The following is a 22,532-nucleotide window of genomic DNA, read 5'->3' on the forward strand; positions in this document are numbered from 1 at the left end:
AAGGAAGAACAATGAAACCGATCCGTCAGAGCATTGAGGTAGCCCGCCGGCCTGAGGACGTGTTCTCCTACGCGACCGACTTTGCCAGGTTCCCCGAATGGCAGGTCGGTGCAGTCACGGCAAGCCCCATCGATGATTCTCCTGCCGGACCTGGTGCGCGGGCTGCAGTCACCCGGAAAGTTGGCCCAGGACGGTTCGCAAGGACCGAGGTGATCAGCCGGTACCATCCACCGGGCACCCAGACAGTTGGCACCTGGACGGTCGAGGGCGTCGGCGGCCCACTCACAGCTCATGCCCACGGCACCATCCAATCCGTATGGGACGGCGCCGGGTCGCAGGTCACCATCGATATGGACTTTGCAGGCCACGGCCTAGGCAGGTTCTTCATCCCCAGCATCGCCCGGTTCGCGGCCAGGAGGCAGCTCCCGAAGAATCTTCAGAACCTCAAGCGGGTTCTCGAACAGATCCGATAAGTGCAGCCGTGGCCCTCATGGGCGGGACGCGCGCAACGGCGACGGGAGTTCGGTGAAGCCGCCGGCGGCCATCAGGGCGGAGCGGGTAACGAAGGCCCTGGGCGGATTCCCCGTCCTGCAGGACGTGTCCCTGGACGTGGCGCCGTCGGAAATTCACGCCCTGGTCGGGCTGAACGGTGCCGGAAAGACGACGTTGATGCGGATCCTGCTGGGCATGCTCACACCGGACCGCGGCTCGGCCCACCTGACGGGGTTCCCGGTATCCGGGGCTGGGAAACAGGTATGGTCGCGGGTCGGGCAGATGCTGGAGACCCCGTTCGCTTACCCGGAGCTGACCGCCAGGGAGAACGTCTATTCCTCGGCGCGGCTGCACGGCATGGACCGTGCCGCCGCCGGCTCCGCGGCGGAACAGGCATTGTCTGATCTGGGGCTGGAACAATATGCGTCCCGGCGTGCCGGGACGCTGTCGCTGGGAAACCGGCAGCGAGTAGGCCTGGCCGCCGCCTTGGTCCATGGACCGGACGTCCTGGTCCTGGACGAGCCCACCAACGCACTGGACCCCCGCGGTGTCATCGTTCTCCGCCGGCTGCTTCAGGAGGCATCCCGGGACAGGGGCGCCGCCATCCTGGTCTCCAGCCACCACCTTGATGAAGTCGCACGGATGGCCGACAGGATCAGCGTGCTTCACCAGGGAAGAATCATCGGCACCCTGCAGCCCGGAACCGTCGACCTTGAACGCCGGTTCTTCGACCTGGTGCTGCAGTCCGACATCCAGGAACAGGAACAGTCATGAGCGCCTCCGGGCAGGCCATGGAATTCGAGGCCCTGAAATTCCGCCGGGCACCGGTTGTACGGACCGTGTCTATCCTGATCGGCGTCGGCCTGCCGGTGCTCGCAGCCGCCTTCATGGTGGCCGCGACCTCCGACGGGTCCAGCCAGATCGGCCTCAAGGCCGCAGCCATGCTGACCGCCACCGGCTGGGCCGGGTACCTGGCGATGGTGGGAATGCTTCTGTCCGTCGGGGCGCTGATGGGCATCGGATTCGTGGTCTGCTGGAGTTTCGGGCGCGAGTTCACCGAAAAAACCGAGGCCTGTCTGTTTGCCCTGCCGGTCAGCCGGCTGCGGCTTGCCGCCGCGAAGTTTACGGTGATCCTTCTCTGGGCCCTGCTGCTGTGCCTGGTCAGCCTGGCGGTAGCCTTTCTTGCCGGCGCCCTCATCGGTCTGGGCGTGCCCGGTCCGGAGGATCTGGCAGTCGCGGCCAAGGCATGGTGTGCCGGCGCCCTGGCAGCCCTGCTGGCTTGTCCTCTCGCCGTGGTGGCCAGCGTTGCCCGCGGTTATCTTCCCGGCGTCGGCGCACTGGTTCTGCTGGTGGTCATCACCCAGGTGGTGACGGCGTTCGGAGCCGGAGCCTGGTTTCCCTACGCAGCGCCCGGGCTCTGGATGGGCATGGGCGGCGCGGCGGCCGCCGAAACAGTCAGCCCGCTGCAGCTTTACCTCTGCCTCCCGGTCTCCGCGCTCGGCATTGCCATCACCGCCCAATGGTGGAAGAACATGCAAATCAGCTAACCCCCGCGTCCCGGAACCTCTGGGGCTGGACGACGGCGGGAGGCAAGGTCCGCCGTCGTCTTCCCGTCACGCGCCGAGTACGACGGCGGCGCTCGCCGCCCGTGCGGCAGCTGCGGGACTTTAGGGGCTTTCCCCCTATCCAGCCGGTGCCCGGACACGGAAGATGACCCCATGAAAAAACTCGTGCTGGCCGGCTTCGCCGCTTTTGTCATGGTTGTTGGCACCCTGCTGGGTGCCGTCGTCCCGGGCAACGCAGCGCCCGACCCCTCCATCACGGCGGGGCAGATCCTCGTGAAGTTCCGCGACAACGCCGCGGCCGCTGGCGTCCTTCGCCCACACGGGCTCAGCGACGGGCCCGGCGTCGGCAGCACCGGTGCCCACATCATCACAGTGCCGGCGGGGAAGGAGTTGCAGCTCATCGAAGCCCTGGGCCGGAACCCCGTTGTTGAATATGCGGAACCGGACTATGTGGTCACTCCGGCGTCAAACGACACCTACTTCCCTGACCAGTACGCCCTGGAAAACACAGGCCAAACGTTCACCAACACAGAAGGCAAAATCACGATAGCCGCCGGCACGAACGACGCCGACGTGGACGCCGTCGAAGCCTGGACCGTCACGAAGGGCGGCGGGTTAGGAGTCGCTGTCCTCGATTCCGGCGTCGCCACCGACAACCCCGACATCAGCCCGAAGGTGGTTGCACGGACCAACTACACCACGTCGAGAAACAACGAGGACAATTACGGCCACGGCACACACGTCGCCGGCATCATCGCTGCAACCGAGGGCAACGGCATTGGCGTCGCCGGTATTTGCCCGCACTGCACCATCCTGGCCGGCAAAATCCTCAGCGACACCGGGATGGGGTCCAGCTCAGGGCTTGCGAACGGTATCAACTGGGCAGTCGAAAGTGGCGCGAAGGTCATCAGCATGAGCCTCGTAGTGGGGGCGTCAGCCACCCTGGAAACTGCCGTCAATAACGCTTGGAACGCGGGTGTGGTGCTCGTTGCCGCAGCCGGCAATGGGAATAACACCACCATGACGTATCCGGCCGCGTACCCCAATGTCATTGCCGTGGGGGCAACGAACAACAGGGACTTGAAGGCATCGTTCTCCACCTATGGCACGTGGGTGGATGTCGCAGCGCCCGGGGTCGGCGTCTACTCCACCTTCCCCAACCACAAGTTTGTTCTTGCGAGGCAAGACAACCGTTCCTTGGGTTATGACATCAGCAGCGGCACGTCGATGTCCGCACCGATCGTCGCCGCCGTCGTTGCCCTCGCCTGGAACGCCCACCCCACCCTCACAAACTCGCTCGTTCGCGAAAAGGTCGAAGCCACCACCGACCCAGCTGGCGTCATCGGCTCCGACTGGACGCACGGCCGGGTGAACGCAGACCGAGCCGTGCACTAGCCACTCGGTGTCCGGCTCCTCCGGCAGGGCCCTGCCCGGTGCGCCAGCAGGTTTCTACTTGCGGGAGGTTGCCTGGCGGGCGCTGTTGCGGACCACCAGGGTGGGCGGGATGGGCGTGCGGTCCACGTCCCGCCCCTCCATGGCACCGATGAGCACCTCGGTGCTCATCAGCGCCAGCGCGGTGAAGTCCTGGCGCACGGTGGTCAGGGGAGGCAGGAAATAGTCGGACCCCTCAACGTCGTCGAATCCCACGATGCTGACATCATCCGGAACCCGGATGCCGTTTTCGGTGAAAGCGCGGATCAGCCCAAGCCCGGTGTGGTCGCTGGCGGCGAAAATGGCCTGCGGAACCGTTCCCTCGCGAACCAGCCTGAGGCCCGTCTCGTAGGCCCACTTGGGGCTCCAGTCGCCTTCGATGCAAAGCCCCGGCTCCAGCCCTGCATCGCGCAGCGCCGCTTCCCAGCCGCGCTTGCGGACCCGCCCATCGAACCAGTCCATGGAACCGGCAATGTGGGCGATGTCCGTATGGCCCAGGTCTATAAGGTGCTGGGTGGCCAGCCTCGCTCCGAGCTCCTGGTTTTCCGAGTAGGTGAAGACATTGGGCGTGGACGAGGCTCCGGCGGCGATCATCTCCACCGGTACACGGCATGTGGCGTTCCAAACAGCTGCCGCCATATCAACAACCGGTGCGATGACGATGATCCCTCCCACGCCGGAATCATCCAGGCTGTCGAGGGCGGCTTGGACAGACTCTTCGTAGGGCTTCTCAACGCTGATGACCGTTGTGGCATAGCCCTTCTTACGCGCAACGTTTTCAAGCGCCAAGAGCGTTCCCACCGGGCCGAAGCGCGGCGACCCGTCGGAGAGTATGCCGATGGACGTCGAACGGCTGGTAACCAGTGCGGTGGCTGCCCGGTTCCTGCGGTAGCCGATGTCTTTGATGATCTGATGAACGCGTTCGCGGGTTGAGGCGCTGACGTCCGGCGCGTCATTCAGGACCCGCGAGACAGTGCCAAAGGAGACGCCGGCCATTTCCGCCACATCGTTGATGGTCGGTTTCCTGCGCGACGGCGATGCCGGAGGCCGGTCATTGCCCTCCCGGCGGACTGCCATGCCTGTCATGCCTCTCCTTGTCCTGCGCTGTGCGAGCTGGGCCTATGTGGGAGCTGAGCCTGGCACCGCTGTGAGCCTGCTTAAGCTTACGTCCCTGCCCCTGCACCAGCCTGCCATGTGATCGTTGACACCATCTCCGTTAGCGTTTACGCTAATTACCGTAAACGTTCACGGAAGCGTCGTAAACGTTAACGGAGGCCCATCTGGACAGAAAGCGAGCGGCATGAGCGACACAATCGTGGCCGCTCTTTCGCTCACTCCCGGCATGAGCTTCCGGAACGTTGATGAAGCCCAGTGGGCACACCTTGAAGTACTGCTAACGAGCGCAGCACGTGATGATCTCGCAGCAGCCGTCCACACTTTTGTCCCCGCCGGTTCCTCGGCTGTTGTCGGCGTCTTCGATGACAACACCCTGTGGGCAAGCCTGGTTGTCTCTCTCGACCAGACCGGCACGCCTGTGTCACTGACGACCATCCAAGGGTCAGTAGCCGAGGCTGCCGGCGGCATGGCAAAGGCGGCAGGGGAGGCGGTGAGGTGGGTGCAAGCCCACCACGGACCGTGTTCCTTGGGCCTTTTCGTTGAGAAGGTCCACGCGGAAGCCTTCGTGAAGGCTTCCGACAAGGCTGCCGCTGTCCGTACAGCCGCAGCCGCCGGCGGCCTTGTCCTGTCGCCGGTTCCCCCTGCCCTCGCCATAGCGCTTGCCTGACTCAAACAACCACACCACCCATTCCATACAAGCACTGGAGAACAATGATGATCCGCAGGCTTCCCCTGGTGGCCTTGGCCGCAGCTCTGTCACTTTCCGTCGCATCCTGCAGCAGTTCAACCGCGAGCACCTCCAACGCCCCTGATGCCGGCGTTTCCGAGAAGGCCCAGCAGGCCCTCGACAAGATCAAGGGACAGGTCCTGAGCAAGGGCCCCAACGGTGAATCTCCGTCCCCGGCCTCAGTTGCAGACCTGACGCCGGAAGAGATTGAAAAGGTCAAGGCACTCAACGCCAAAGCCGCCATCGTGATGCACTACGGGGGCAACGACTGGGCCACCGCCCAGACCAACGGCCTCAAGAGCGAGTTCGAAAAGCTCGGCATCAAGGTGATTGCCACGACCGACGCGAACTTCAAGCCGGACAAGCAGGTCTCGGACATCGAGACCGTCATGACGCAGGACCCGGACATCATTGTGTCCATCCCCACCGACCCCGTGGCCACCTCCTCGGCCTACAAAAAGGCCGCCGCCGCCGGAACCAAGCTCGTCTTCATGGACAACATTCCGCAGGGACTGACCGCCGGCACGGACTACGTTTCGGTCGTTTCCGCGGACAACTACGGAAACGGCGTCGTCTCCGCACACCAGATGGCCAAGGCCATCGGCGGCAAGGGCAAGATCGGTCTTGTTTTCCACCAGGCTGACTTCTTTGTGACCAAGCAGCGCTACGAAGGCTTCAAGGAAACGATCACCAAGGAATACCCCGGGATCCAGATCGTCGAAGAGAAGGGGATCGCCGGTCCGGACTTCGCCGGTGATGCGCAGGCCGCCGCCAACGCCATGCTGAGCAAGTACGCCGACCTCTCCGGCATCTGGGCGGTATGGGACGTCCCGGCAGAAGGCGTCATGGCTGCCGCCCGCGCCGCTGGCCGGCCGGACCTGAAGATTGCCACCGAGGACCTCGGCAAGAACGTCGCCATCGCCCTGGCCAAAGACCAGCTCGTCGTCGGACTCGGCGCCCAGGTTCCCTTCGACCAGGGAGTCACTGAGGCCCGGCTGGCCGCAGGAGCCCTCATCGGCAAGCAGGCACCGGCCTACGTGGCGCTGAGCGCACTGCCGGTGGATCACTCCAACGTCCTGGAAGCCTGGAAGCAGGTCTACCACGAGGACGCTCCGAAGGACATCCAAGAGTCCTACAAGAAGTAGCCAGACCTGACCGTGCGGGGGCTGCCTGCCCCCGCACCGTCCCGAAAGGGCAACAATGAACACCGCAGACAATGCCGTCGAAATGCGCTCGATCTCCAAAGGCTTCAACGGGGTCTCCGTGCTGAAGGACGTCAGCTTCGACGTCCGCAAGGGCGAAGTCCACGCCTTGGCAGGCGGCAACGGCGCCGGTAAGTCCACGCTCATGAAGATCCTCCAAGGGGTTTACCAGACGGACGCGGGCGAGATCCTCATCGGCGGAAAACCCACCGTCATCAACTCGATCCAGGAAGCCAAGGCAGCCGGCATCGGCATGGTCTTCCAGGAATTCAGCCTGGTACCCAGCCTGACCGTGGCCCAGAACATTTTCCTTGCCGCCGAGCCCCTCAGCGCGGGCGGGTTCATTGACGACAGGGCCTCGGTCCGGCGGGCCAGGGAGATCTTCGCCGAAATGGAAGTGGACGTAGACCCCCATGCGGAGGTCTCCCGGCTCGGCACCGCGTACTGGCAGTTGACCGAGATCGCCAAGGCGCTCTCGCAGAACGCCCAGGTACTGATCATGGATGAGCCCACCGCCAGCCTTGCCCGGCACGAGTCCGAAGCGCTCTTCGAACTGATTGACCGGCTCAAGCAGCGCGGCATGTCCATCATCTACATCTCCCACCGGATGGACGAGGTCTACCGGCTCGCGGACCGGATCACCATCCTCCGCGACGGCCGCCGGCTCCTGACAGAGCCGTTGACCGCCGTGACACCCGAACAGATCGTCGAAGGCATCGTTGGCAAGAAAATCGAGGGCCAACTCGCATACCGCGAACGGGACACCGCCGCGCATGAGGGGGCACCCCTGCTGGAGGTCCGCGGCCTGAACGTCGGGCGGCGGGTGAAGGACATCTCCTTCACCCTTCAACCCGGCGAGATCCTGGGGCTGGCAGGGCTCATGGGAAGCGGGCGCACCGAACTCGCGCGCGCACTGTTCGGCATCGACCGGCGTGACAGCGGTGAAATCCTCATCAGGGGGAAGAAAGGCACCATAGCTTCCCCGCAGCAGGCCATCGACGCCGGCATCGCCCTCATCCCCGAGGACCGGCGGGCGCAAGGCCTTGTCCTGGACCATTCGGTCCGTGACAACCTCCTGCTGCCGCTGCTGGGCCAGATCAGGCGCGGACCGCTGCTGGACGCCACCAAAGGCAAGGAACTCTCGGCGTCCCTCATCAAGAAGTTCGCGGTCAAGGTGGCCCACCCCCACCGTCCGGTGCGGCTGCTCTCGGGTGGCAACCAGCAGAAGGTGGTCATCGCCAAATGGCTGGGCACCGACCCGGACATCCTCATCCTGGATGAACCGACGGCCGGCGTCGACATCGGCACCAAGAGCGAAATCCTGGACATGATCCGCGAACTCGCCAATGCCGGCAAAGCCGTCATCGTCATCTCATCCGAATACCCCGAACTACTCGCGGTCAGCGACCGCGTCCTCGTCCTCAAGGACGGCTCCGTCATCCGTGACATCCCCCGCAGTGAGATCGCTGACGAGGAATATCTTCAACTTGCAGTCCAGGGAGTCTGACCAGTGAGCAACGCAAACACCATCACCCCCCGCGATGCCGCGGTAACCCGCAATGTCGGGTCCAAGCTCAAAGAGCTGGACTGGCGGCGCTACGTCATCTACATCGGCTTCGTCGTCGTCTTCATCTTCTTCGCCGTCCTGCTGCGCGACCAGGGCTTCCTGTCCCCGCAGAACCTCCTCAACATCTTCCGGCAGACGGCCACCATCACCGTCATCGCCGTCGGCATGACATACGTCATCTCGTGCGCGGAAATCGACCTGAGCGTGGGCTCCGTGGCCGGCCTTTCCAGCGTCTGCACGGCCATGGCACTGGCGCAGTGGGGCCTGGTCCCCGGCATCCTCGCGGGCCTCGCCGTCGGACTCGTGGTGGGCTCCGCCAACGGTGCGCTGGTCAGTCTCCTCGGGATCCCCTCCTTCCTGGTGACCCTGGGCATGCTGGGCATCGCCGTCGGCGTCGCGCAGTGGATCACCGCCTCGGCCCCGCAGCCGATCCTGGACGACACCTTCAATACGCTGTTCGGATCCGGTGACTTTGGCCCGGTGCCCGGCCTGGTGGTCTGGAGCGCAATCTTCGTCGCCATCGGCGCCGTCGTCCTGAACCGCACCAGGTTCGGCCGCCAAGTCCTCGCAACCGGCGGTAACCGCAACGCGGCCGAGTTCACCGGCATCAACACCAAGCGCATCAAATTCCAGGTGCTCCTCATCTCGGGCATGGTGGCCAGCGTTGCCGGCATGCTGTACGCCGGCCGCCTCCAGTCAGGCCGGTTCCAGTGGGGCGCGGGCGATGAACTCTCCGCGATCGCCGCCGTCATCCTGGGCGGAACCAGCCTCTTCGGCGGGTTCGGCTCCATCATCGGCACCCTCTTCGGCGCCCTGCTGATCGGCCTGATCAACAACGGACTGATCCTCGCCGGACTCGACAGCAGCCAGCAGCAGGTGGTCCGCGGCGCAATCATCATCCTGGCCGTCGCCCTCGCCCGAAAGAAGTAGCACCGGTGACTTCCACATCTTCCCCAGCAGTTGAAAGGCAGAAGCAATGAAACTCGGATACTGTTCCATCACCTGGGGCGGCGTCGTCGGCCACCCGCAAGGTGTGACCAGCGTGAAAGACCTCTTCTACCTGACCCACGGATCCATGCGGGACGCCGTCCAGGACATCGCCTCAGTGGGCTACCAGGGCGTTGAAATGTTCGACGGCAACCTCGCGGAGTACGCGGAAAAGCCCGAGGAACTCAAGGAAATCCTTGGTACTGCCGGCGTCGAACTAACAAGCGTCTACACCGGGGCGAACTTCATCTACGCGGACATACTCCCCGACGAGCTGCACCGGATCCACCGTGCCGCCGAACTGGCTGCCAGCTTCGGAGCGGAACGGCTTGTGGTGGGAGGCGGAGCGCGCCGCGCGGCCGGAACCACTGATGAGGACTACCACCGGCTTGGCATGGCGCTGGACCAAGTAACGGACATCGCGGAAAGCTTCGGGCTGTCAGCGAGCTACCACCCGCATCTGAGCACCATCGTGGAGAGCCCGGACGAGCTGGACAAACTGATGCCGCTCACCCGGATCGGTTTCTGCCCGGACACCGCCCACCTCGCTGCCGGCGGGGCGGACCCGGCCGCGGTTATCAGGAAATATCCGGACCGTATCCGGCACGTCCACCTCAAAGACTTCCAGCAGGACCCCTTCAATTTCCTCCCCCTGGGGCAGGGCGAGCTGGATTTCCCGGACATCATCGCCGCCATCCGGGAAAGCGGATATGACAGCTGGCTCATGGTGGAACTCGACAACTACAACGGCGATCCCCGCGAAGCCGCAGCCCTCAGCAAGAAGTACCTGGACAAGCTCCTCTCCAACTGATTTTTCAACCGCAGGGGAGTGCCGCAGCCGGCACCTACCCCACCTTCCGAAAGGAACAACATTCACATGCAGAACCTCAACGTCGGCCTCATCGGAGGCGGCTTCATGGGCAAGGCCCACTCCCTGGCGTACGCCGCGATGCCCATGTTCTTCTGGCCTGCACCGGCGATGCCGGTCCGCAAGGTCATTGCCGAAGCCAATGAAGACCTTGCTGCCGAAGCGGCCCGCCGCTTCGGCTTCGAAAATTCCACCTCGGACTGGCGCAGCATCATCGACGATCCGGACATCCACGTGGTGGACATTGCAACGCCCAACCACCTCCACGCCGAGATTGCCATTGCCGCGGCCGAAGCCGGCAAGCACATCATCTGCGAAAAGCCCCTGGCCCGTACGGGTGAGGAGTCCAAGGCCATGTACGACGCGGTCAAAGACAAAAACATCGTCCACATGGTTGCCTTCAACTACCGGCGGACCCCTGCCGTTGCGCTGGCCAAGAAATACATCGAGGAAGGCGCCATTGGCCAGATCCTCAGCTTCCGCGGGACCTACCTGCAGGACTGGAGCGCCGATCCCAACTCCCCGCTCTCCTGGCGCTTCCAGAAATCCATTGCAGGTTCGGGCGCCCTCGGCGACATCGCAACGCACGTCTTTGACATGGCCCGCTATCTGGTGGGCGAGTTCAGTGCCGTCAACGCCGTCCTGTCCACCTGGATCCCCGAGCGGCCGCTCCAAGCTGGCGGTGCCGACGCACTCGGCACGGTCCGCGGCGGAGAAGGACCCCGCGGCGAGGTTGACGTGGACGACGAAGTGATGACCATGATCCGTTTCGCCAACGGAGCCGTGGGTTCCGTGGAAGCAACACGCAACGCCCACGGCAGGAACAACTACATCACGTTCGAGATCCACGGAACCGAGGGAAGCATCGTGTTCAACTACGAGCGGCGCGACGAACTGCAGGTCTGCTTCGCTTCAGACCAGGCCGACCGCCGGGGCTTCCGCACCGTTTACACCGGTCCGGCACACCCCTACGGAGAAGGACTCTGGCCCATCCCTGCCCTGGGCATTGGCTACGGCGAAACGAAGATCATCGAGGCCTACGACTTCTTCAAGGCCATCGCAGAAGGCGGCAGCGTCAGCCCGAGTTTCGCCGACGGCTACCAGGTGGCCCTGATCGACGACGCGATCGTCGAATCGGCTGCAAAGGAATCGTGGGTCGAGGTTCCGCAGATCAATTCATGACCCAACGGGATGGGGCGGCGGCCAAGCCGCCCCTCCTGTTGGCACACGACCAGCCGAGGAGGTAAAATTGCCACACCCAACAGTCAGCCAGGAAGAAGCGGAAGTCTGGCTCATGCCAGTGTTCATCGCAAAAGAGGGGCACGAAGCAACGCTTCAGGAAGCCCTCGCCAAGCTGGAGTCCGCGAGCCGCAAAGACGCCGGATGCCTGGAATACACCGTCTTCTCCGACGACCACAGGCCCGGCGCGTTTGTCCTCTTTGAGGGATGGGCCAGCCGTGAGGACCTCAAGGCCCACAATGAAGAAGACCATGTCAAGGAATTCGTGCAAGGGGTGGAGTGCTTGCTGGCCGTGCCGTTCTCGGTAACTCCCATCACTCCGCTTACGGGAGCCTCCAGCTGAACCCCCGGTGCCTGGCAGGCCAGCAGGACTGTTAAAGTCGGGAACCATGACCGAACTTCGACCCGACGCCGCCGGTAAAGTCGGCTTCCTCCACGCGGCGCAGGTCCACGTGGCGACGTTCGAGGCCCTTTCCCGTGCTCACCTGCCTTCCACCTCCACGGTCCACCGCGTGGATCCTGAAGCCCTGGAGCTTGCACGGCAGGACGGGACTGCGGAGAGCGTGCGGGCCGTCGTCGCCGCCCACCTGGCCGAACTTCGGGATGCCGGATGCGAGGTGGTCTTGTGCACCTGCTCCACGCTCGGCGAGGTAGCGGAGGACCTGTCAGGCGATGGGCTGGAGGTGATCCGCATCGACCGGCCGATGCTTCACCGGGCCGTGGCCCTCGGCCCACGGGTCGGGGTCCTCGTGGCTCTCACGAGCACCGTCGAGCCAACCACCCGGGTCCTTGCCGAGGAGGCTGCGGACGCAGGAGCCGACATCACCGTGGAGGTCAGCATTGTCGAGGGTGCATGGGATGCCTTTCTCGCGGGTGATGCGGAGGCCTACCGCTCAAGCATTGCCCAGGCGGCGCATGCGCTCGCAGGCGGCTGCGACGTCGTCGTCCTCGCCCAGGCCAGTATGGAACCCGCTGCGGCCCTGCTGACCGGGCTCGCAACGCCGTTCCTCACGAGCCCCCGCTCCGCCGTGGAAGCGATGGCACTGGTACAGAAAGGCGCTGAGATTCGCCAGGCAGAGGCGCCAGCAGGGGACCGCAACTAGGGGAGCGACTGCCGTTCGGCGGCGCTGACGGAAGCGTCGGACGTAACGCAGGTCCGCCGTCGTCGTTCCAGCCTTTGCTGCTGGGGTGCCGTGGCGGGCGGGCTACCTCGCGGCGTCAGGCTGCTTGGTGGCGGTGTTGCTGGAAGAGCGTCCTTCCGCCGATGCCCAGTGCCGCAGAAGCCCCTCGGCCAGCAGCCCCGGCTCGACCCGGTGAGGCGGATCGAAGTGGTGGCGGTGGGGAAATACCTCGAGATGGAAGTCCGGAAAGAAAACCCTGGACAGCCGGGTGGCAACTTCCCCGTAGTCATCCGGGTGGCTCAGCCCGCCGAGGGCAAAGAACACCGGCTGGCTGAAAGCGGCCAGCCGCGACCTGTCCAGGTCATAGTCCTTGAAGGTCCGCAGGAATGCCCTGATGCCCGCGGGCCGCTGGGCCATCCACGGCGGCGGGGGACCCGGCTCCTGCGGCGGAAGGACGACGTCGGGCCTGACTCCCAGCCTCATGAAGGCGGGCATGAACTGCTCCGGCGGGAGTGCCTCCAGCGTCTCGTAGTGCTTCCAGTGCTCGGCATAGGCAGGGCTCCAGTCCCAGTTCCCCGCCCAGGCCGGCTCCAGCAGGGTGAGGCTCTGCAGCCTTTCCGGATGTTTCGCAGCAAATGCCAGTGCCGCCGCCCCGCCACCCGAATAGCCCGCGAGGTGGAACGTCTGCCAGCCCCGTTGATCGGCTTCGCGCAGGACGCCGTCTATCTCGGTGTCCAAGGTCCAGCCCGGGGGCGGCTCATCCGTCTTGTAGAGCTCGAGTTCCTTCGCGACGGCCTGTACGCCCGGTCCCAGGGCTTCAATCAGGGCTTTGTATGCCAGGTGTGCGGGGAGCACGGCGCCGGGAAGCAGGATGGCCCGATACGGTTCCATGGACAGAACCCTACGCCCGAACCGGACGTACACAAGGGGAATGGGGGCCGCAGTGCTCGGCTACCGGAGTTCGAATTCGGGGCTCTTCTGGGTCGCGGAAGTATCGTGGGGCTTGTGATTCCCATCGAATTTTTCCAGGCCTGCGCCACCATCATTCCTACCCTGCTTGTGGCCCTTCTCATTGGAGCCAAGCATGGGACTTTGCTGGCAGAAGCAGCCAGAAAAAACCGGGCTACGCTCATAGTGTTGACGGCCGCGGGAGTGGGAGGGGCTGTACTAATTTCCGTGGGAGAACTCGCCGCGTTGATGGGCATCATGAGCCATGGCGGCTCAAAGCCTCAGGCCGCGATTGCAGTGGCAGCGATATTCTTCATCATCTACATGCTGATGTTTGAGATTGCCGGTCCGCTATCCAGAAATATGCCAAATAGCCTGATGAGCTATGCAGTTTCGGGAGTCTTTTCTCTCGCTGTGCTGTTGTGTCTATCTTTTGCCCTGTATTTCATTTTCGAATACCGGCCGCCTGCGTAACGCTTGCAGGGCCCCACCGAACAGGTCCTCACCCGCTCCCGGGATCCCTACACCCGCGCGCTGCGGGCGGCAGCACTGGACCCGCTGACCATGACGGGACGCAAACCCTGCGAAGTGGTATCAAGGGTGATGAGGTAGCGCCGCTGGGCGAACCCGTACTGATGGAGGAAGCAAGCTGATGCAGGGAACCACCGTGGCAGGCCTGGAGCTTCCCATCTCACAACTGGCACTGGGCACCATGACCTTCGGCGACACCGCGTCGGAGGAGGTGGCGGCGGACATGCTGGCCGCCGCGCTCGACGCCGGCATCACGGTGGTGGATACCGCCAACGGGTACGCGGGCGGAGCCAGCGAGGAAATTTTGGCGAAGATCCTCCCGGCGCGCCGGGACGCCGTCGTACTGGCCTCCAAAGCCGGCATTCCGCACCCCGACGCGGGGGACAACTCACCGCTGTCAGCCGAGGGGATCCGCCGCTCCGTGGACGGCAGCCTCCGGCGCCTCGCTACCGACCGGCTGGACCTTTTCTACCTTCACCAGCCGGACCGGAAGGCCCCGCTGGAAGAAACGCTCGACGCCGTCGGGCAGCTGATCCGCGACGGCAAGGTGGGCGCGTGGGGCGTGTCCAACTTCGCCGCCTGGCAGATCAGCGAGGTGAATACGGCAGCCGACGCCGCCGGGATGCCGCGGCCGGTGGTGGCGCAGCAGCTCTACAACCTGCTGGCCACGCGGATCGAGGACGAATACCTGGAGTTTGCCCAGCACACCGGGCTGCTGACCATGGTCTACAACCCGCTGGGCGGCGGGCTCCTCACGGGCAAACACTCGTTTACGGAGTCGCCCGCCGAAGGCCGGTTCGGCACGTCCCGGCTGGCCGAGATGTACAAGCAGCGGTACTGGGACCCCCGGCTCTTTGACGCCGTACGCCAGCTTGCCGACATTGCCGACGGCGCCGGCCTGCTGCTGCCGGAACTGTCGTTCCGCTGGCTGCTCAGCAAGCCCGGCGTGGGCTCCATCCTGCTGGGTGGATCCAAGCTGGAACAGCTACAGGCGAACATCGCCGCGGCCGCGAAGGGCGCGCTGGCTGAGGACGTGGTGGCGGCCTGTGATGCCGTGGCCGCTGAGATCCGCGGGCCGATGCCCAAGTACAACCGCTGACCTTTGCCTGCCCATACTGCCCGCCTGAACTGTCGTTTACCAACCGAAGAGGAAACTGCCATGACTGCCGCATCGTTCGCCGCCAAAGCCCGAGCCAATAAGCCCGTCGTCGGATATTGGGTGGTGCTGGACTCGCCGGTGTCCACCGAGCGCGTGGCGCGGCTGGGTTACGACTACGTGGCGCTGGATGCACAGCACGGGCTGATGGGGTACTCCGGCTGGCTGCACGGCCTGATGGCAATTGATGCCGCTGGCGCAGCCGGCATCGTCCGGGTGCCGTCCAACAACGCGGCGTTCATCGGCCAGGCGCTGGACGCCGGTGCGGCCGGGGTGATTGTGCCGCTGGTCAACAACGCACAGGAAGCTGCTGCGGCCGTCCGGGCCGTGCGCTATCCGCCGCACGGAATGCGGTCCTACGGTCCCATGCGGTCGGCGCTGCGGATCGGACCTGTGCCAGCGGAAGCGGATGCCACCGTGCTATGCCTGGCCATGATTGAGACACCCGAAGGCCTGGCGAACGTCAAGGAGATCTGCGCGGTGCCGGGGATTGACGGCGTGTACATCGGCCCGTCCGACCTGTGCCTGGCGGTGGGCGGCAAGTTCCCCAACGATCCGGATGTGGCCGAGGAGTTCAACGCCGCGCTCGTGACCATCCGCGAGGCTGCACAGGACGCCGGTGTCATCGCTGCCATCCATACGGCGAGCGGCGAGATTGCCGCCCAGCGGATCTCGGAGGGCTTCACCTTCGTCACCGTGGCCTCGGACCTGACGCACCTGGAGATCGCGGCAGCGAACCACCTGGCCACCGCCCGCTCCGGTGGTTGAGCCTGCCGAAACCCGGGCTGGTGGTTGAGCCTCTCGAAACCCGCGAGCGAGGTTCCGAAAAGCTCAACCGCCGACTCCCGCCACTTCGACCTAGCAGCTCGAATGCGTCCCCTCGCTGCGCGTCTTGCCATTGGCGATAACGTACCGGGTGTTGGTGCGGCATGTCACACCGGCCTCGGTAGTCGTCGTGATCTGGCTACTTATGTTCGATGCGTTCTCGAGCTCGATGTAGTGCTTCTTCCAGTCGGTGGAAGTGCCGTTGAGAACTTCCCGATCGCGGCTGTTGGTTATGGAGTAGTCATGACTTTGGTGTCGGATCACTTGGCGGTATTCAAGTGACCCATCTGGGGATTCGAAGTGTTCCACCTGCGCGCCGTTGCTGCGCGAGTCGGATGGTGGCGCGGCCAAGGCTGGCGAGGCAGTGAGAGCGAGGGCCAGGCCAGCGCCAGAGGCGACGACCGATCGGGCCATACGGTTCATTGTGGGAGTCCTTCCGCTTCTTTGTCGGGCTCCCCAGCACGCAGTGAATAAATCATAACGATTGCGTAAATGCGCGTCAACGGAGTTATCCGTTGTTGTCGCCGCTGCTCAACCGCGCATGCCGAATTTGAACGGGTCCACAGGACATCGCGGACTACAAGGCGGTGGTAACTACCTTCATGGGCATCGCGCGCCCTTGACAGCCGGTCGGGCGCTTAGGAGTATCAAGGTGCCGGAGCGCCTTGCGGTCTCCCGCAAGCCGATCTGCCGTACTGCTGCTCGAAGGGGGTTATCGGATGCAGCGAGCACTCCCTCGTCTGAGACTCTCCCGGGCTGTGGCCGCGCTCGCCGCGGCCCTCCTGGCAGTCTCTGCCGCGGGGTGCACCGGCACGCCGGAACCGCCCCCGTCCCCTGTCCCTGATGTCCGGATCGCTGCAGTAGGCGACATGAACGACGCCGAGAATCTCGATCCTGACAGCCCCTCCGGCAAGAACGGTGCGGCGATCACCCAGCTCGTGGAGAAGAACGAGATCGACGCGTTCCTCGGGCTTGGGGACTTCCAGTACTCCACGGCGCACTGCGAAGACTACGTGCAGTACTGGGAGCAGCTGTGGGGTGGCACGAAACCAAAGTTGTACTGGGTGTCCGCCCCAAACCACGACTGGGAACCCGGCCGCAACGAAGACCTCGACAACTTCATGAACGGCCAGTGCCCCGGGTCAACAGCAAAGGCTGCGATCAACCAGGAGCAGGGATTCATCAGGAACGGGAAACCCTACTCGAAGGACTTCGGGAACTGGCACTTCGCGTTCCTGCCATCCGCCCTCTGGCGGTACAACCCCGAGGAGGCCCGCGCAGCAACGGAGTGGCTGGACAAGGACCTGGCTGCTGCCGAGGCCGCGGGCAAGCACCTGGCAGCGGTGTACCACGAGCCGTACTTCACCTCGAACACGGACGGACATGAGCGGGCCGCCGAGCACAAGCCGTGGATTGATGTGATGTGGAAGCACCGGGTCCTGCTGACCCTGTCAGGGTCGCAGCACAACTACGAACGGTCCTGTCCGGTCAACAACTCTGACGAGTGCGTCAGTGACGGGATGACAGCGTTCCAGGTCTCTACGGGAGGTACCGGTCTCCGTCCCTTCACCAGCAGCCCGCGGTATATCGAGAAGCGGTTCAGCGACACCTACGGGTTCCTGCGGCTGACCCTGCACGGCGACGGGTCTTTCGACTGGAACTTCGTTCCCACGTCAGGCTCAAGTACGGACTCGGGTACGCGTTCCGCACCGTAGGACAACCGCCGGGTTTCGACAGGCTCAACCACCGGCCGCCGCCTCAACCACCGCCGCAGCCTCAACTGCCGACCGTGGCAACCTCAACCTGTACCCCGGCGTCCCGGAACTTTTGCACCTGCCCGGGGTCGGCGCCGTCGTCCGTTACTAAAGTCCAGGGGAGTGCTAGCCGGGCCCACGCGTGGAACGGGCGGAGTCCGAGTTTGGAGGAGTCCGCCAGGACGTAGACGCTGTTGCCGCGCCGGGCCATCAGTTCCTTGAGGCGGGTCTGGGCGTGGTCGGCTTCGCAGATGCCGTCCTCGGCGGTGACGGCGTCGGCGCCGAGGAACACGCGGTCGAAGCTCATCCGCTCCAGGGCCGCTTCGGCCAGCGGGCCGACGAAGCTCTGGCTGACGCTGCGGAGCCGGCCGCCCAGGCAGTCCACCTCGATGCCTTCGGAGTCGGCCAGTTCCTGCATGGTGTTGATGCCCGGCGTGGTCACGGACAGCTTTTCGAAGCCGCGCAGTTCGTGGGCCAGGGCACCTACAGTGGAGCCGGCGTCGAGCAGGATGTTCTCCCCGTGCCGGATTACGGAGGCGGCCCAGCGGGCGATGGCGTGCTTCTGCTCGAACGCTTCCCCGGTGCGCTGCCGCAGGGACGCTTCCGGGTGGGCGCCCAGGGCCATGGCGCCACCGTAGGTGCGGGCCAGCCGGCCTTGCCCGTTCAGCAGCGCCAGGTCGCGGCGGATGGTGGAGGCGGTCACCTCGAACCTGGCGGACAGTTCCTCCACGGATGCCAGGCCGGTGGTGACGGCGAGGTGGTAGATCTCCTCGCGCCGCGCGTTTGCGCTCAGCATTCCCGGTCTCCTTCCCGTGGCAGTGGTAACCATGCTAGTTCCGGCCCCTAGTTTCGACAGGCTCAACCCCCGGGAGGGTTGCCTCAACCCCCGGGGAGGGTTGCCTCAACCAACGGCAACGGCCGGTCAGCAATTCTACGCTGACCGGCCGTTTGACTCTTGGAAGCGGTTAGAGAGCCTCGTCACGTGACGGCGCCAGGTCCACTGCCTGCCGCAGCGCCTCGAGAAGCGACTCGTGGTCGGCAATGTTCTTGCCTGCGATGTCGAAAGCGGTGCCGTGGTCCACGGAGGTGCGCACCACGGGCAGGCCCACGGTGATGTTGACGCCGTTCTCCAGGCCGAGGACCTTCACCGGGCCGTGGCCCTGGTCGTGGTACTGGGCCACCACCAGATCGAAGTCACCGCGGCCGGCCAGGAAGAACAGGGTGTCGGCCGGGAGCGGGCCGAAGGCGTTGATGCCGTCTGCCTGGGCCTTCTCGATGCCGGGCTGGATCTTCTCCGCCTCTTCGCCATAGCCGAACAGTCCGTTTTCGCCTGCGTGCGGGTTGATGGCGCACACCGCAATCTTCGGGTTTTCGATGCCGGAGGCCTGCAGCAGCTCGTGTCCACGCTTGATGGTCCGGTAGACCAGGTCACCATTGATCTTGGCGATCGCATCGATAAGGCCGATGTGGGTGGTGACGTGGATGACGCGCATCTTCGGGGCGGTCAGCATCATGGAAACTTCCTCGGTGCCGGTCAGTTCGGCGAGGAGTTCGGTGTGGCCGGGGTACTTGTGCCCGGCTGCGTGGAGGGCTGCCTTGTTCAGGGGCCCGGTGCAGATGGCATCCACCTGGCGGTCCATGGCCAGCTGCACGGCCTTCTCAATGAAGAGGTATGAGCCGTTTCCGGCGGCCGCCGAGAGTTCACCCCAGGCGAGGTCCTCCGGAATGCAGTCGATGTCCAGCACGTCGATGGTGCCCTCGTCGAACAGGGCCTCCGAGGGTGCCGAGACCTTGCGCAGGGTCAGCGGGCTGGCAACGATGTCAGCAGCGAGCTGCAACCGGCGGAGGTCCCCGATGACAAGCATGCGGGCCTTTGAGCGGAGTTCGCTGTCCGCCAGGGCCTTGACGATGATTTCCGGGCCGATGCCGGCTGCATCGCCCATGGTGATCGCAACAATCGGGCGTCCCATTATTTGATACTCATTTCAGTCGTAGTGCCAGTAAGAAATTGTTTGGTCCGGGCCAGTGTGCCGGCGTCCCCGAACGCGCCGGCCTTGGTGACCAGCAGGGGGAGGGGCTCGGGCAGCAGGCTCATGACGACGCCGGGTTCAACCTCGCCGAGGACCGTAAAGCTTCCGGCGCCGAGGGCTTTCAGGACTGCCGTGGCCGTTTCCCCGCCCGTGAGGACGAGGGCGTCGCAGTGCCCGATGCCGGCTGCGGTGGCGCGGGCCAGGGCCTCTGCCACAACAAGTGCCTGTGACTTGTCCACGATGCCCATCGGGTCCGGTGTCAGCACCACGTCCGTCCGGGCCATGGCCTGGGCAACCCGACGGGGAACCGCGGTATCGTCCAGGGTGGCGTGGTCCAAGGTGATGTGTTCAGCGCCGGCTTCGACAAGTGCATCGGTCTGCTGCCGAGCGAGGCCGGAGTAGCTGCCAATTACAGTCAGGGTCCGGCTAACGTGCCGCTCCTGCGCATTCCGCGCAGCTGTTCCTTCGTCACGCGCGGCGATGTGCCCGGCCAGTCCGCCGGAGCCCACCAGGAGCGCCGGGAAGTCCAGCAGCTTAGCGGCGGCCGCGATGGCCTTCAGGTCCTGGTCGGAGGAGGCGTCCAGTACGACGGCGTCAGTCCCGCGTTCCTGCACCTCCTGGAGGTGCCGCGCCAGTTCCTCGGGGATACCTCCCGCTGCGCCGGCAACCACCTCGACGATCAGCCCACTGGGCGCAAGTGCTGCGGAGACGTCGCCGCCGAAGCTTCCTTCAGTGTTCGGGACGCTGTTGATGTGGACGATGCCACCCTCGGTGGTCCTTCCCGTGGCGGGAAAGGCCGGGGCCACAATGGCGAGACCCTTTTCAGGGCCCTGCGTGATCTGCGCGAGTGCCGCAGCGACTTCTACACCGACATTGCCTCGAAGCAATGAGTCGATCTTTTTGAAGACCCGGCGGTGCTGCCCGAGGGCCCGCCCGGCCGCCGTCGTGACAGCCGCGGCGGCTTCCGCTGGAGCAAGGTAGCGGCTCTCGGTATTGATTGAGAGGATTTCAGCGTCGGGCCAAGCGGAGTCGACGTCGAGGATGACGCAGCTGGTGTGCGTGGGGCCATAGGCGGCGGCCGCATCGGCCGCCCCCGTCAAGTCGTCCGCGATGATTGCCCACCGCGTGGCTGCGTCCGTGTTCATACCGCGTGCGAGACCTCAGGTGCTGCCGCGGCTTCCTTGGCCTTGAGTCGCCTGGCGTACCAGGCAACCATGAGGGGGCAGCCGATGGCGGTGACCACCACGGACGCGGCAACCAGTACGGTGGCGGGTCCGGCCGCGGAAGCGTAGGCAGGGTTGGCTGCGGCTACCAGCATGGGAACCGTGGCCGCGTTGCCTGCGGTGGTGGCTGCTGCCAGCCCGGCGATGCCGGAGCCTCCGGTCAGCTTGTCTGCGAAGAAGAGCACAGCACCGCCGGCGATGAGCACGAACAGGCCAAGCGCCACACCCAGCAGTCCAGCGTTGAGAACCTGGTTCAGGTTGAGGCCGAAGCCGAGCGCAAGGGCGAAGAACGGGATCAGGACAGGGGCCGCGGAGGAGAGGAACTTGCGCATCGCCGGGTCAAGAGCGCCCAGGATGGCTCCAAGGAGCAGGGGGATGATGGCGCCCACGAGTGCCTGCCACGGGAAGGCCGACAGGCCGGCAACGCCCAGGGTCACCATCGTCAGGAAGGGGCCGGACTCCAGCGTCATGACGGAGTAGGCCGCAACGTCCTTGGGCTTGCCGTACTGGCCCATGAGGGCCATGTACATTCCGCCGTTGGTGTCATTGAGGGCTGCCAGGATGGCCAGGACAGACAAGCCCGTCAGCAGCCCGCCGTTGATGGGAAGTTCACCCATGAACCGGCCGGCGATGACGCCGATGATGATGGCGAACAGGACTTTGCTGCCGAACAGGACTCCGCCCTTTTTAAGGATGTACGGGGTGGCCTTGATATCGATGCTGGCACCCATGCACACGTAGAACACGGCGAGGATGGTGGTGCCGCCGGTGAAGAGAGCACCCGTGAACGAGCCGAAGAATTTGGCGGAGTCCGGTGCGAACGTGCCCAGGAGGGCGCCGATGAGCAGGGGGATCAGCATCATGCCGCCAGGGACTTTTTCCATGGTGGCCTTGATTGGGACAGACATGAAGCAACCTCATTGTTGTGTTGGGGGAGGGGGAGGGGACCGAGCCGCCCGGCTCCGATCATGATTAAAATCATAAAGACCCTGCGCATTTAACGCAAGCCCAGATGCGCGAAGTGCGCAAGTAACTGAATCCCCGGTGGTTGAGCCTGTCGAAACCCGAAAGCCGCGCCTGGTGGTTGAGCCGCCCTGCGGGTTGGCTGGCGCGGTTAAATACAATGGCCCCGGCAGCGGCGGAAGCTGCGGCCGGGGCCATTGCTGAGTTCGGTGCGGCGTGATTGCCGCCGTGGGAATGCCTTAGGCGCGGGCCTTGTGGCCCTTCGTGAGGATCAGGGCCAGGGCCACCATCCCGATGCCGAGCAGCAGGTGCAGGATGTTGTCGAAGCCGTTCAGCGGGACGAAGTTGCCGTCGGAATCCTGGGGGATGACCAGGCCGTAGATGAAGAGCACCAGGTAGATGATGCCGCCGTAGAGGAGGAAGGAGCGGGCGCCGCCGGCGGTCCGGGCGAGGGCGATGCCGGCCGCCCCGAACAGCAGGTGGACGATGTTGTGCAGGGCCGAGACCTGGAAGAGGCCCAGCAGCAGGGCCTCGGAGTGGTGGCCGGCGAAGGCGAGCTGGTCGTAGTTGCCGGTGATGCCCGGAACGAAGCCCAGGACGCCGACCAGCAGGAACACGGCGCCGACAACCATCGATGCCTTCTGGACGTTGGTGCGGGCCGCGATGCCCGTGCCGGTGTGAGTTGCCATGGTGATCTCCTGAATGCGATATGTGTGGTTATGGAAGAGCAGGCCTTTACCTGCTGACCCAAAGGGTTATGCCAGCTATTCGGGCCTTATCGCGTTTC

General features: G+C 64.7%; 24 protein-coding genes. 16 read left to right on the forward strand and 8 right to left on the reverse strand.

Going from position 1 to position 22,532, the window contains the following annotated elements:
• Positions 1-11: 11 nt before the first annotated feature.
• From QFZ36_RS18340 to QFZ36_RS18355, 4 genes are all read left to right on the forward strand, one after another.
• Positions 12-473 (forward strand): SRPBCC family protein, encoded by a 462-nt coding sequence (locus QFZ36_RS18340; protein WP_306638474.1) that lies wholly within the window; start codon positions 12-14, stop codon positions 471-473.
• A 52-nt stretch (positions 474-525) separates the two neighbouring features.
• The gene (locus QFZ36_RS18345) at positions 526-1,266 is read left to right on the forward strand and encodes an ABC transporter ATP-binding protein (protein ID WP_306638475.1); all 741 of its coding nucleotides are present in this window, start codon (positions 526-528) and stop codon (positions 1,264-1,266) included.
• Positions 1,263-2,039, forward strand: coding sequence for an ABC transporter permease (locus QFZ36_RS18350; protein ID WP_306638477.1), 777 nt, complete (start codon positions 1,263-1,265; stop codon positions 2,037-2,039). The genes QFZ36_RS18345 and QFZ36_RS18350 overlap by 4 nt, the downstream gene beginning before the upstream one ends.
• A gap of 171 nt (positions 2,040-2,210) precedes the next feature.
• Positions 2,211-3,452 carry a S8 family serine peptidase gene (locus tag QFZ36_RS18355; protein ID WP_306638479.1) on the forward strand — a complete coding sequence of 414 codons (1,242 nt, stop codon included), beginning with the start codon at positions 2,211-2,213 and terminating at the stop codon, positions 3,450-3,452.
• A 54-nt stretch (positions 3,453-3,506) separates the two neighbouring features.
• Here the strand turns inward: QFZ36_RS18355 and QFZ36_RS18360 are convergent, their stop codons facing one another.
• On the reverse strand, positions 3,507-4,574 hold the full coding sequence (locus QFZ36_RS18360; RefSeq protein WP_306638481.1) for a LacI family DNA-binding transcriptional regulator: 1,068 nt from the start codon (positions 4,572-4,574) through the stop codon (positions 3,507-3,509).
• Between the two features lie 214 nt (positions 4,575-4,788).
• On the opposite strand from QFZ36_RS18360, the gene QFZ36_RS18365 reads away from it, so the two are divergent.
• From QFZ36_RS18365 to QFZ36_RS18400, 8 genes are all read left to right on the forward strand, one after another.
• Positions 4,789-5,271 carry a hypothetical protein gene (locus QFZ36_RS18365; RefSeq protein WP_306638483.1) on the forward strand — a complete coding sequence of 161 codons (483 nt, stop codon included), beginning with the start codon at positions 4,789-4,791 and terminating at the stop codon, positions 5,269-5,271.
• Between the two features lie 44 nt (positions 5,272-5,315).
• The gene (locus QFZ36_RS18370) at positions 5,316-6,476 is read left to right on the forward strand and encodes a substrate-binding domain-containing protein (protein WP_306638485.1); all 1,161 of its coding nucleotides are present in this window, start codon (positions 5,316-5,318) and stop codon (positions 6,474-6,476) included.
• A gap of 55 nt (positions 6,477-6,531) precedes the next feature.
• On the forward strand, positions 6,532-8,040 hold the full coding sequence (locus QFZ36_RS18375) for a sugar ABC transporter ATP-binding protein (RefSeq protein ID WP_306638487.1): 1,509 nt from the start codon (positions 6,532-6,534) through the stop codon (positions 8,038-8,040).
• 3 nt (positions 8,041-8,043) lie between these two features.
• Positions 8,044-9,030 (forward strand): ABC transporter permease, encoded by a 987-nt coding sequence (locus QFZ36_RS18380; RefSeq protein ID WP_306638489.1) that lies wholly within the window; start codon positions 8,044-8,046, stop codon positions 9,028-9,030.
• Positions 9,031-9,076: 46 nt separating this feature from the next.
• A complete protein-coding gene (locus tag QFZ36_RS18385) occupies positions 9,077-9,898 on the forward strand; it encodes a sugar phosphate isomerase/epimerase family protein (RefSeq protein WP_306638491.1) in 822 nt (273 codons plus the stop codon).
• A gap of 66 nt (positions 9,899-9,964) precedes the next feature.
• Entirely contained in the window at positions 9,965-11,137 is a 1,173-nt protein-coding gene (locus QFZ36_RS18390; protein WP_306638492.1) for a Gfo/Idh/MocA family protein, read from the forward strand.
• A 67-nt stretch (positions 11,138-11,204) separates the two neighbouring features.
• A complete protein-coding gene (locus QFZ36_RS18395; RefSeq protein ID WP_306638494.1) occupies positions 11,205-11,537 on the forward strand; it encodes a putative quinol monooxygenase in 333 nt (110 codons plus the stop codon).
• Between the two features lie 46 nt (positions 11,538-11,583).
• Positions 11,584-12,297 carry an aspartate/glutamate racemase family protein gene (locus QFZ36_RS18400; RefSeq protein ID WP_306638495.1) on the forward strand — a complete coding sequence of 238 codons (714 nt, stop codon included), beginning with the start codon at positions 11,584-11,586 and terminating at the stop codon, positions 12,295-12,297.
• Between the two features lie 102 nt (positions 12,298-12,399).
• Here the strand turns inward: QFZ36_RS18400 and QFZ36_RS18405 are convergent, their stop codons facing one another.
• A complete protein-coding gene (locus QFZ36_RS18405) occupies positions 12,400-13,206 on the reverse strand; it encodes an alpha/beta fold hydrolase (RefSeq protein ID WP_306638496.1) in 807 nt (268 codons plus the stop codon).
• A gap of 114 nt (positions 13,207-13,320) precedes the next feature.
• On the opposite strand from QFZ36_RS18405, the gene QFZ36_RS18410 reads away from it, so the two are divergent.
• The 3 genes from QFZ36_RS18410 (at position 13,321) to QFZ36_RS18420 (ending at position 15,718) form a co-directional block, all read left to right on the forward strand.
• Complete coding sequence (locus QFZ36_RS18410) at positions 13,321-13,737, forward strand: hypothetical protein (RefSeq protein WP_306638497.1); 417 nt, start codon at positions 13,321-13,323, stop codon at positions 13,735-13,737.
• A 178-nt stretch (positions 13,738-13,915) separates the two neighbouring features.
• Positions 13,916-14,893, forward strand: coding sequence for an aldo/keto reductase (locus tag QFZ36_RS18415; protein WP_306638498.1), 978 nt, complete (start codon positions 13,916-13,918; stop codon positions 14,891-14,893).
• Between the two features lie 60 nt (positions 14,894-14,953).
• Positions 14,954-15,718: an HpcH/HpaI aldolase family protein gene (locus tag QFZ36_RS18420; RefSeq protein ID WP_306638499.1), complete on the forward strand. Its 765-nt coding sequence runs from the start codon at positions 14,954-14,956 to the stop codon at positions 15,716-15,718.
• A 90-nt stretch (positions 15,719-15,808) separates the two neighbouring features.
• Here QFZ36_RS18420 and QFZ36_RS18425 read toward each other — a convergent pair whose 3' ends face one another.
• Positions 15,809-16,198: a hypothetical protein gene (locus QFZ36_RS18425; RefSeq protein WP_306638500.1), complete on the reverse strand. Its 390-nt coding sequence runs from the start codon at positions 16,196-16,198 to the stop codon at positions 15,809-15,811.
• Between the two features lie 296 nt (positions 16,199-16,494).
• On the opposite strand from QFZ36_RS18425, the gene QFZ36_RS18430 reads away from it, so the two are divergent.
• Positions 16,495-17,490 carry a hypothetical protein gene (locus tag QFZ36_RS18430; RefSeq protein ID WP_306638501.1) on the forward strand — a complete coding sequence of 332 codons (996 nt, stop codon included), beginning with the start codon at positions 16,495-16,497 and terminating at the stop codon, positions 17,488-17,490.
• A gap of 61 nt (positions 17,491-17,551) precedes the next feature.
• Here QFZ36_RS18430 and QFZ36_RS18435 read toward each other — a convergent pair whose 3' ends face one another.
• The 5 genes from QFZ36_RS18435 to QFZ36_RS18455 form a co-directional block, all read right to left on the reverse strand.
• Complete coding sequence (locus QFZ36_RS18435; RefSeq protein WP_306638502.1) at positions 17,552-18,325, reverse strand: DeoR/GlpR family DNA-binding transcription regulator; 774 nt, start codon at positions 18,323-18,325, stop codon at positions 17,552-17,554.
• Between the two features lie 169 nt (positions 18,326-18,494).
• On the reverse strand, positions 18,495-19,499 hold the full coding sequence (gene pdxA, locus QFZ36_RS18440) for a 4-hydroxythreonine-4-phosphate dehydrogenase PdxA (RefSeq protein ID WP_306638503.1): 1,005 nt from the start codon (positions 19,497-19,499) through the stop codon (positions 18,495-18,497).
• Positions 19,499-20,704 carry a four-carbon acid sugar kinase family protein gene (locus QFZ36_RS18445; RefSeq protein WP_306638504.1) on the reverse strand — a complete coding sequence of 402 codons (1,206 nt, stop codon included), beginning with the start codon at positions 20,702-20,704 and terminating at the stop codon, positions 19,499-19,501. The genes pdxA and QFZ36_RS18445 overlap by 1 nt, the downstream gene beginning before the upstream one ends.
• On the reverse strand, positions 20,701-21,690 hold the full coding sequence (locus QFZ36_RS18450) for a 2-keto-3-deoxygluconate permease (protein WP_306638505.1): 990 nt from the start codon (positions 21,688-21,690) through the stop codon (positions 20,701-20,703). The genes QFZ36_RS18445 and QFZ36_RS18450 overlap by 4 nt, the downstream gene beginning before the upstream one ends.
• Positions 21,691-21,984: 294 nt before the next feature.
• Positions 21,985-22,434: a DUF4383 domain-containing protein gene (locus QFZ36_RS18455; protein ID WP_306638506.1), complete on the reverse strand. Its 450-nt coding sequence runs from the start codon at positions 22,432-22,434 to the stop codon at positions 21,985-21,987.
• Positions 22,435-22,532 lie beyond the last annotated feature (98 nt).

Source organism: Pseudarthrobacter siccitolerans, assembly GCF_030823375.1.
GTDB lineage: Bacteria > Actinomycetota > Actinomycetes > Actinomycetales > Micrococcaceae > Arthrobacter > Arthrobacter siccitolerans_A.